The 10,641-nt window shown below is 36.0% G+C and carries 8 protein-coding genes; 7 read left to right on the top strand and 1 reads right to left on the bottom strand.

Features of this window, described 5'->3' with window-relative positions:
- Nucleotides 1-259: 259 nt before the first annotated feature.
- On the top strand, nucleotides 260-2,971 hold the full coding sequence (locus WH267_RS21265; RefSeq protein ID WP_340010827.1) for a hypothetical protein: 2,712 nt from the start codon (nucleotides 260-262) through the stop codon (nucleotides 2,969-2,971).
- 53 nt (nucleotides 2,972-3,024) lie between these two features.
- Here the strand turns inward: WH267_RS21265 and WH267_RS21260 are convergent, their stop codons facing one another.
- Nucleotides 3,025-3,522: a DinB family protein gene (locus tag WH267_RS21260; RefSeq protein ID WP_115972097.1), complete on the bottom strand. Its 498-nt coding sequence runs from the start codon at nucleotides 3,520-3,522 to the stop codon at nucleotides 3,025-3,027.
- A 213-nt stretch (nucleotides 3,523-3,735) separates the two neighbouring features.
- Between WH267_RS21260 and WH267_RS21255 the strand changes: the two genes are divergently transcribed.
- The 6 genes from WH267_RS21255 (at nucleotide 3,736) to WH267_RS21230 (ending at nucleotide 10,370) form a co-directional block, all read left to right on the top strand.
- The gene (locus WH267_RS21255) at nucleotides 3,736-4,635 is read left to right on the top strand and encodes a GLPGLI family protein (RefSeq protein ID WP_340010825.1); all 900 of its coding nucleotides are present in this window, start codon (nucleotides 3,736-3,738) and stop codon (nucleotides 4,633-4,635) included.
- A 135-nt stretch (nucleotides 4,636-4,770) separates the two neighbouring features.
- Nucleotides 4,771-5,025, top strand: coding sequence for a FeoA family protein (locus WH267_RS21250; RefSeq protein WP_123320209.1), 255 nt, complete (start codon nucleotides 4,771-4,773; stop codon nucleotides 5,023-5,025).
- Nucleotides 5,025-7,058 carry a ferrous iron transport protein B gene (gene feoB, locus WH267_RS21245; protein ID WP_340010822.1) on the top strand — a complete coding sequence of 678 codons (2,034 nt, stop codon included), beginning with the start codon at nucleotides 5,025-5,027 and terminating at the stop codon, nucleotides 7,056-7,058. Before WH267_RS21250 ends, feoB begins: the two co-directional genes overlap by 1 nt.
- A gap of 219 nt (nucleotides 7,059-7,277) precedes the next feature.
- Nucleotides 7,278-8,291 (top strand): DUF4421 family protein, encoded by a 1,014-nt coding sequence (locus WH267_RS21240; protein WP_340010820.1) that lies wholly within the window; start codon nucleotides 7,278-7,280, stop codon nucleotides 8,289-8,291.
- Between the two features lie 69 nt (nucleotides 8,292-8,360).
- On the top strand, nucleotides 8,361-9,743 hold the full coding sequence (gene glmM / locus WH267_RS21235) for a phosphoglucosamine mutase (RefSeq protein ID WP_115972092.1): 1,383 nt from the start codon (nucleotides 8,361-8,363) through the stop codon (nucleotides 9,741-9,743).
- 45 nt (nucleotides 9,744-9,788) lie between these two features.
- Nucleotides 9,789-10,370 carry a Crp/Fnr family transcriptional regulator gene (locus WH267_RS21230; protein ID WP_123320205.1) on the top strand — a complete coding sequence of 194 codons (582 nt, stop codon included), beginning with the start codon at nucleotides 9,789-9,791 and terminating at the stop codon, nucleotides 10,368-10,370.
- Nucleotides 10,371-10,641 lie beyond the last annotated feature (271 nt).

Raw genomic sequence — 10,641 nt, 5'->3', positions numbered from 1 at the left:
TTTCAAATTACTTAAAGTGAGATAGTTAGACTTTGTTGTTATTCAACTGGTGGTGATTTTTCATGTTGTTGATTTGTATTTTCTCTTGATATAAATGAGAAAATATCTGGAATTTTTCTGTAACTATACTTTTCCTTTACAAACAAGATAAAATATAAAGAGGTAAAGTGAAAGGATTTAACTTTTAAAACAAAAATATATCTTTAAAGAAAGTGTAACGAAAAACTACAATGATTAACTAATTAGTCAAATAGTGAATATGAAAAAAAATATTTCCTTATTTCTGATGCTTTTTATGATGGTATTCACCTTCGCGCAGAAAACAATTTCCGGGAAAATTACAGATGATGAAGGAGCAGCCATACCAAGTGCCAGTGTAACGATCGAGGAACCGGGTAAAGATGCTATTCTGGCTTATGGAATCACCAATTCCAAGGGAGAGTACAAAGTCACTTTTACCTCTTCAGAATCTAATGTGGATCTTAAAGTAAAGGCCTTCAATCAAAAGCCGCTTACAAAGCAAATCAGCAATAGCGAGCAAACCCTGAATTTTAAAATGCAGTCTGAAGCTACAGAAATTAAGGAAGTACAGCTGAAAACCAAAATGATCACTGCCAGAGGAGATACCATTTCTTATGATCTTAAAGCTTTCAACAGTAAAAACGACAGAACCCTTGCCGATGTAATGAAGAAAATTCCGGGAATTGAAGTCAATACAGACGGAACTATTCTTTATCAGGGAAATGCAATCAATAAATTCTATGTCAACGGAAAAGACCTTATGGAAGGCGGCTATGGAACAATCAACAACTCGCTGCCCAAAGATGCTGTACAAAAAGTGGAAGTCCTTGAAAACCACCAGCCGGTAAAGATTCTTCAGGATAAAGTACCTTCAGATCAGGCGGCGATCAATATTAAGCTTAAAAACTCAGTAACCATGACCGGTCGTGGCGAAGTCGGAACAGGCTTTGGAGAACCATGGCTATGGAATGTAAAACTGACTCCTATGTTTTTCGGACAGAAAAGCCAATGGGTAGTTAACTATAAGACCAATAATATGGGTGAGCAGGTAGAAAATGAGGGGAATATTTTGGCATTCGGAAGTGGATGGGAAGGAAGAAGGTCCAATATTTCCCAGAATAACTGGCTGAGTGTGGAAAATGCAGTAACGCCTGATCTTCCTGTGAAAAGATATCTATTCAATAGTGTACATTATCTTTCAGCGAATTACCTTACCAATATTGATAAGAAAAAAGAATGGGAGCTTAAGGTCAATGCCAATTATACCAATAATGCAGTAGAAAGAGAATCATCAAGCAACACGAATGATTTCCAGCAAAAGACTCAATATGGAACACGGTTTTTAAATAATTTTTATACAGATAAACTAAAAGGCGAGATTATTTTCACTAAAAATGCAAAGAAAGGGTTCTTCAAAAATACAACTACCTTTTCACAGTACTGGAACGGAGACCGTACCAACGCATACAGAAAAGACAGTGTTTCTGAAAGAAACGGGCTTGAAGCTGTACAATCTCCAACGTCCTCTTTCCAGAACTCATTAAGTACAATTATTCCCTGGAAAGAAAAGATGATCAACCTGAAATCCTATATCAGCTATCAGGATGATAACCAGACTCTGGAGATCTCTCCTGCTAATTATATGCAGATTCCGTACAGAAATTCAATCAAAGATTCAATGAAAACGATCGATTTTGTTCCGGGAAGTTTTGCATTACAACGATTCAGAATCAGGACATTAGATACATCACATTCTGCAAATATAAGCTTTACAAAGAAAGGCTGGACCTTTACTCCACAGGTAGGATTTGATTATTCTACTGATAAACTGGATACAAATTTTGACGGAATTACAACCTCCGGACAACCTGATTTTAACAGCCCGACTTATGAAAACAGCCTGAAATTTACTGAAATTACCCCTTCAGCATCTTTAGGAGTTAATTATAAATCAGAAGCCTGGAGTCTATTTGCCAGTTTTCCGGTAAACTTTAATAACATTAAGGCAGATGATGTCATTAGAAACGTTTCAAAAACATTGAATAAAACGACATTCACGCCTAATATTTTTGTGCAGTATTCATTTGCTTCTTTCTTTAAAGCAAGTGTCAATGGAAATATCAGTAATAACTTTGGAGATATAAAGACTGCTTACGGCGGATATATTATGACCAATCCGGGAAGTTTCAGCGTCATGAACCCGAACAACCCGATTCCTCAGACCACTACAAAAAGTTTAGGAGCAAGATTAGAATACAGAAACCCGTTGAATAACCTTTTCTTCAATGTAGGAAGCAGAATAGGGGATACCAAAAATAATCTTATCTCCTCCATTTTTGTCAATCCATTTGGATTCAGAGTGACTGAATATCTGGAAAGAGAAAATAAGAGAACCAGCAACAGCTATTATGCAGAAATAGGAAAATATTTTCCAAAATTTAAAACCAATGCTTCTTTTACATTTAACAATACCCTGTCTAAATCACAGTTAATAAGAAATACTGCTTTTATTGATAATAAGACCATTGCAAACACAGTAGGCTTTAAATTCAATAATAACTATTTTTCATGGATGAGTGTAGACTTTAACGCCTCTCAAACATGGAATAAGCAGTCTAACATCTTCATGACAGGAAATTTAGGAAAAAGCGAAGGGTACACCCATAACCTGAATGTCTTCTTTTATCCGATAGAAAACCATACCATTGGATTTTATTGGGATCAGATCAATTCAAAATCAGGTGATGCAAAGTATAATAACGGATTCTTTGACCTTTCCTATCAGTTTTCCTGGGCTAAGAAGAAAGTAGATTTTGAATTGAAATGGATGAATATTGCCAATAGAAAAGTATTTGAAAAAATTGATTTTGACAATGCTGCGATTACTTCCACCTCCATGCAGCTTCGCCCTAGCCAGGTCATGTTTACTGTAAAATTCAACTTTAAATAAAATAAAAAAAACCAATCCGAGTGGATTGGTTTTTTATTGAGATATATAAGGACTTAAAAAGCCTGGTGATCAGCAGAAGGACCATAGCTTCCCGGTAAAGGAATATCATTGATCCTGTAATACACGCCTAATTGTGCCCTGTGATGGGTAATTTGATTAAGCGCATGGCGGATGGATTCATATTTAGACCATTTTGCAAGCTCTTCTCCATTGTTTTTAAGTGCCCAGCTTGCAGTAAGGTCATTCTCATTTGCACTTTCCAGAGCTTCTTTTCCAGATTTAAAATTCTGATCAAGAGTTTGAAGAAGGTCTGCCTTCGTAGAAAGCTGTTTAGGCTGATAATCTCCTTTGCCAAAATCAAGCTCTGAAGTGGTAAGCATAGTGTTGGGCCATTCAAAAACTTCAGCGATGTGAGTGGCAAGGGGCAACATTTTCATGCTTTTCTCATGAGGAGCATAATCATTTTTTTCTTCAGGATAAATTTCAAAGAATTTTCTGGTCGTCTGATATTCAGCTTCCAGCTCATTTTTAAATTGCGATAGAGTATCCATAATATTTTGTTTTTGAGAAGTTTAAAGGTAAAAATTTTATATCTTAAAATGTTTTAAGAGAATCATAATTTTTATACATTCCTTAATTTTATAGTGGAAATTACCGTTTGCTCAGATAAATTTCCCCCTTCCTGATTTTATCTTTTAAAAAATAAATTGAAGAAAAACTGTAACAAATTCTTAACAGTGATTACTAATTATTAAAATTGAGGAATGAAAAAGCTATTTTCAGTATTTCTTATCATACTTTTTGCCTTTGCTAATGCTCAGGGCAGCAAAGAAACGGCAAACCGATTCTTTTATGAATTAACCTTTAAGCCGAAGAAAGACTCTGCAAAACTGGACAAGCTCATTACAATTTTGGATATTACGCCCAAAAAGTCCATTTATCAGGATTATACCATGCCCGCTCAGGATTCTATTATCAGGCTTGCTGTTGAGGAAATGGAGAAAGCAAAAGTATGGAAAGATATTTCTAAACTTATCAAGACTCCTAAATTTGCTTACAAGATTGTAAAAACTTATCCGGAAATGAAACAACAGTATCTTGATAGAGTAAGCATGAATTTATTTGGATATGATGCTCCAGTTAAGTTTGTTTGGAATATCCAGCCGGAAAAACAGAAAATAGGAGAATACAATACCCAGAAAGCAACTACAGAATATGGAGGTCGAAAATGGACTGCATGGTTCAGTTCAGATATTCCTTTTCAGGATGGTCCGTATAAATTCTATGGCCTTCCGGGGCTCATCGTTAAGATTGAAGATGATGAGAAAAACTATTCATGGATGCTGAGCGGAAATAAGAAGATTGAAAATTATGATGAACTAACCTATTCGGATAAGATCAATGCGAAATATGGTGTTTCCAATACAGTGACATCTACTACAAAAGAAAAATTTGACAAAGCATACGCCAGCTTTAAGCAGGATCCAATGGCTGAAATCCGCCAGAAAGTGAGCCCCGAAATGATGAACATGAAAATGCCGGGATCAGATGTTACCATTGGAGATGCACTTAAAAAGCAAGAAAAGATGGCGAAGGATTACTTTAACTCAAATGATAATCCGATTGAAAAAGATCAGGATTCTTCTGATAAAAAGAAAAAATAAGCATTCATATCAACTAAATTATATTCCGAGTCAACCCAGGTACAGTAATGTATTTGGGTTGATTCTTTTTATAGCCAAAACGTTATTTAGATTAAATTTAAATAGCGTATATTTGCGCTACAAAATAATAGGGCTTTGAAAGAGAAAGAATTACATAAATTAAGTGGATTTCCTAAAAACAAAATGGGAAAGATATTGGGATATGATAATGACCATCTGAAAATGCCCAATAAAATTATTGAAATGGGACTTCTTCCGGAGACCATTTTCAGAATTTTATACCAGGCTCCGTTTAATGGACCGATGTATGTGGAATTTGGAGCCGAAAAAAGCCGGATTGCTCTTCGTGAGGAAGAAGGAGATTATATCATTGTTGAAGAATTGAATTAATGCAGGCAAACAAGAAAAAACAGATACTTTTAGTCGGAAATCCTAATGTAGGAAAATCAACGGTTTTCAATGCGCTTTGTAACAAAAAGCAGAAAACCGGAAATTATGCAGGGGTTACCGTTGCAAGCCATTCAGGACATTATACGCATAAGAATGAGGACATCGAAGTCATTGATCTTCCAGGTTCTTACAGCGTTTATCCAAGTTCAGAAGATGAGGCTATTTTTTCAAAATACCTTATTGATGAGCAGAAAAATTATGAGGGAGTTGTTTATATTCTTGAAGCATTAAGTTTAAAAAGAGGCCTTCTTCTATTCCAGCAGATACAGGATCTTGGGATCCCAATGATTCTGATTGTCAATCAGATTGACCAGGCTGAGCGAAGAGGAATTACCATAGACATTCAAAAGTTTTCTGATGCATTAGGCATTAAGATTATTCAGACCAATGCAAAAGAGCAAATCGGGATCAACGAAGTGAAAGATGCTGTTTATAACAATGAGTTTGTAAAAACAGAAAAAGTTTCTTTTGAAACCCCGAACGAACATAAAGATTTTATTCAGAAACTTGTCTCTCAAAAAGGGTTTGATAATGAATATAAGGCCTGGATGAGTCTTTCACTGGGAACAAACCTTGAAAAAATAGATCCTGAAATGGATCAGATCAATAGTTCTGATGTTAAAAGTCTGGTTCCTAAAAGATTACAGGTTCAGGAGACCGTTAGGAGATATCAGAATGTAGATAAAATATTAGACAACGTTATTTCCAAACAGCCTCAGTTCAAAGAATTGCTTACAGAGAAACTGGATAAAGTTTTGGTGCACAAATTCTGGGGATATGTGGTTTTCTTACTGATTTTATTGGTGATATTCCAAAGCGTTTTTTTCCTTGCAGAATATCCGATGAATTGGATTGAAGAGCTTTTCTCATGGCTGTCAGCTTTTACAGGAGAACATCTTCCGGAAGGACCAATCAATTCGTTAATCTCTAACGGAATCGTTCCGGGAATAGGAGGAATTGTAGTCTTTGCACCACAGATTGGTATTTTACTGTATTTCCTTTACCTATTAGAAGATTCAGGATATATGGCTAGAGTTGTTTTTCTGATGGATAGGCTTCTTCGTCCATTTGGATTAAATGGTAAAAGTATTGTACCCCTTGTTTCAGGAACCGCTTGTGCAATTCCGGCAGTGATTTCCACAAGAAATATTGAAAACGTTAAGGAAAGATTACTGACGATATTGGTAACTCCTTTTATGACATGCTCTGCAAGACTTCCGGTATACAGTATTATCATCGGATTAATTATTTCAGAAGGATCGTTTTTGGGAATAAAATATAAAGCTTTGGTTCTGATGGGAATGTATCTTTTAGGATTCTTAGTAGCTTTGTTCTCTGCAGCTATTCTGAAAAGATTCATTAAAGACAGTGGAAAAACATATTTGGTAATGGACCTTCCAGCTTATAAAAAGCCACTTTTCGGATATGATCTTAAAATGGTTTTAGGGAAAGTATGGGATTTCATTACCGGAGCCGGAAAAATAATCTTTATTGTAAGTATTATTATCTGGGTTTTAAGCTATTTCGGTCCAAAACAACAGCCGAATGAGTTTGTTGCTTCAGACGTTCACTTAGATCATTCTTATCTGGCCAAAATGGGTAAAGGAATAGAACCGCTGATCGCTCCACTGGGATACGATTGGAAAATGGGAGTAGGAATCCTGACCAGCTTCGTAGCAAGAGAAGTATTCGTAGGCACTATGTCAACGCTGTATAGTCTTGAGGATGATGCTCCGGAAGTAAAGGTAATTGATAAAATGAGAAGAGATGTAAAGCCCAATGGAGAAAAAGTCTTCAGCTTTGCAACCGGAATTTCCGTTCTTCTGTTTTATGCGTTTGCAATGCAGTGTATTTCTACACTTGCAGTAGTCTATAGAGAAACCAAAAGTTGGAAATGGACAGGCTTTCAGGTAGCTATGATGACAGGTTTGGCATATTTTGTGTCGATGATAGTATATCAAATTTTAAAATAATGGATTCTTCCTTAGTTATTCAGTATGTACTTATTGCTTTATTGGTAGTATTTGCCTGCTATTCTTTATTCAAAGTGCTTAAAAAGAATTTTGCCCCTAAAAAATTCAGCTCCAAAAGATCAAGCTGCGATAAAGATTGCGGTTGTTCTTAATATAAAACTCACATGGATAATTGAAAAAAATGTAGTATTTTCATTTTTTTAATTTAAAATATCCAGATTGAGTCTTACAAAAGGAATATTTGTTGTATTATTTTTACTGTTGATCATTCAGGTCGATGCACAAAGAGATACCACAGATATTAAATCTTACGCAGATCAGGTGATGATTCGCGCCAATCTGGATACCAATATTGAAAGCTATATCTTTACAGAAGGCGAAAAAGGAAATGAAAAAAAACAGATTTTCTCCATCAATAATAAAACAAAAGTTTCATTTTCCGTAGACTATAGGATTATAAGTGCTACCATATCCTTTGCACCCCGTTTCTTTGAAGGGAATAATGACAATGATCTGAAAGGAAATAGTTCTTATACAGACTTTAGTGTCAGATTTTTCCCCAATAGACTGATCCAGAATCTTTATTACAAAAATGTAAAAGGCTTTTATATTGAAAATATGAAAGAGCTCTTTCCAGCTTGGAAGGAAGGAGATTCTTATATGCAATTCCCGGATTTAAGAGTACAAAGCTTCGGAGGCTCTACGGCCTATATTCTTAATAAAAACTTTTCTGCAAGAAGTATCTACACCCAGGGCGAATGGCAAAAGAAGAGCAGTGGCAGCTGGGTTCCGTTTCTGGATTATGACCTTACTATTTTAAGAAATAAAATAGAAGATCAGAAAGCCAAAGAAACACAGTATAAATTAGGAGCCAATATGGGCTATTTCTATAACTGGGTACTTGGAAAAAATGTAAATATTGCCCCTTATCTTGCTCTCGGACTCGGAGGGAAATTTTCAACCTATCGCGATGTTTTTGGGGATGGTTCGATAAAGAACGTCCAATATCTGACGTTAAGAATGGAAGGAGGTCTTCATATAGGATACAATACAGACCGGTTTTTATTTGGCGGGAAAATGAATTTCAGTGCCTATGCCTATAACCAGACAAGAAATCAGGCCGTACAGAATAACAGCCTATATGGTTTACTGTACATAGGTTATCGTTTTGCTCCTCCAAGAGTTGTAAAGAATACTTATGATAAAGTTCAAAAAAAGATTCCTGTTTTATAAGGTCAATGTCTTTTTAAGTATCTTTGTTTCGCATAAATTATTACACTAATCAATAAGAAATAAAACAGAATGTCGTTAATAAAATCTATTTCGGGAATTCGCGGAACCATCGGTGGAAAAGTAAATGATAACTTGACACCATTAGATGTGGTAAAATTCGCTTCCGCATTCGGAACATGGCTTCAGAATAATAAAAATAAAAAAGACTTAACGCTGGTTATCGGAAGAGATGCCAGAATCTCAGGACAGATGGTCTCTTCACTGGTAACAGCAACATTACAGGGATTAGGAATCAATGTGGTTGATTTAGGACTTTCTACAACTCCTACAGTAGAAATAATGGTTCCTGAGCTGAAAGCAGACGGTGGAATTATCCTTACCGCATCTCACAATCCAAAACAATGGAATGCCCTTAAGCTTTTAAACGAAAAAGGAGAATTCATCACTGGTGAAAACGGAGCAGATGTACTTGCGTTAGCTGAAAGCGAAGATTTCAACTATGCAGAAGTAGATCATCTTGGAAAATATGAGACCAGAGAAGATGCTTTTGATATTCATATTCAGCAGATCCTTGATTTGCCAATGGTAGATGTAGAAGCCATTAAAGCTAAAAACTTTAAAGTGGTGTTGGATGCTGTAAACTCTACTGGAGGAATTGCCATTCCAATGCTATTAGATAAATTAGGTTGTGAAACGGTTAAATTATACTGCGAACCAACAGGTCATTTTCCACATAACCCGGAGCCGTTAAAAGAACACTTGGGAGATATCTGCGAATTGGTAAAAAAAGAAAATGCAGATGTAGGAGTCGTGGTAGATCCGGATGTAGACAGACTGGCTCTGATTGATGAAAAAGGAGAAATGTTCGGTGAAGAATATACATTGGTAGCCGTTGCCGATTATTTACTAAAACATAAAAAAGGAGCTGCAATTTCTAACCTTTCTTCAAGCCGTGCATTGAGAGATGTTGCGCAGTCACAAAATTCAGAATACTTTGCAAGTGCTGTAGGAGAAGTAAATGTGGTTACCCTAATGAAAGAGAAAAACGCCGTAATCGGTGGAGAAGGAAACGGAGGAATTATTTATCCGGATCTTCACTACGGAAGAGACTCTTTAGTAGGTGTAGCCTTATTCCTTACCCATCTGGCAAAAGAAAATAAGACAGTTTCCGAATTGAGAGCAGGATATCCAAGTTATTTCATGGGTAAAAAGAAAATAGAGCTGACTCCGGAGATCGATGTAGATGCTATCCTAAGTAAGATGGAGAAAGAATATGAAAACGAAGATGTTTCTACTGTTGACGGTGTAAAAATTGACTTCGAAAACAATTGGGTACATCTTCGAAAATCCAATACAGAGCCGATCATCAGAATTTATACAGAAGCAAAATCTCAGGAAGAAGCTGATCAATTAGGAGATGACATCATCGCGAAAATTAAAAGTTTAATTTAAATACTTTATAAGAACGGACTTGTTCCGTTCTTTTTTTATACCCGAATGTTTGAACACATCAAAAACAGATTCCCTTTTCCAAAAGAAAAATGGAGAAAATTTTTAGGCAACTTCGAACGGATGGAAGTTCCTGCTAAAACCCTGCTTCTAAACGAAGGAGAAGTTTCAAATAATGCGTTCTATCTTGAAAAAGGAATTGTAAGAGCCTGGTATAATAACGATGGTAAAGATGTTACCTTTCAGTTCTTTCTTGAAAACACAATGTTTTCTTCTCTGGAAAGTTTTAAAAAAGGTCTTCCCAGCATGGTCTCCTTTGAAACAGTGGAACCCTGTATTTTATATAAAATTAAAAAGCCTGATGTAGAAGCATTTCTTGAAGAGGCTTACGAAACCCCCGAACTCAGAAACCTATTGATGGACGCGCTGTTTGAAAGAATCTTCGATTATATGAAGCATTTTTTTTCCTTCATAAAAGATACCCCACAGCAGCGGTATATTCAGCTTACCCAGCAAAAACCGGAAATCATCAAAAGAGTTCCCCAGCATTATATTGCTTCTTACCTGGGTATTACCACTGTGCATCTTAGCAGGATAAAGTCTAAAATATTGAAAGAGGAGAGTTCTTAAGCTGGAAGATGGATGCTGGAGGTGGGAAGTTTCTTGCAGACGGTATGCAGATGAAGGAACAAATGAATTAGATTTTAACGCAGCTGCAAAGAATTAAAAAATGATGCTCATAAAACGTACGCAAAGGCGTTTCACTCAACGATGTTCGCATTCTTAGCTGAGCAAAGCGCCCTTGTGGACAAAAAATAAAACAGCATGATAAAGAACCTTGTGGTCTTCGCTTTTTAGTCTTTTCACAAAAATCTTTAACGCAGTGTACGCAAAGAATTAA

Source organism: Chryseobacterium sp. MYb328 (assembly GCF_037572595.1).
GTDB lineage: Bacteria > Bacteroidota > Bacteroidia > Flavobacteriales > Weeksellaceae > Chryseobacterium > Chryseobacterium pennae.
Note: the sequence above shows the minus strand (reverse complement) of the source record. Positions and strands in the feature narration are given on the sequence as shown.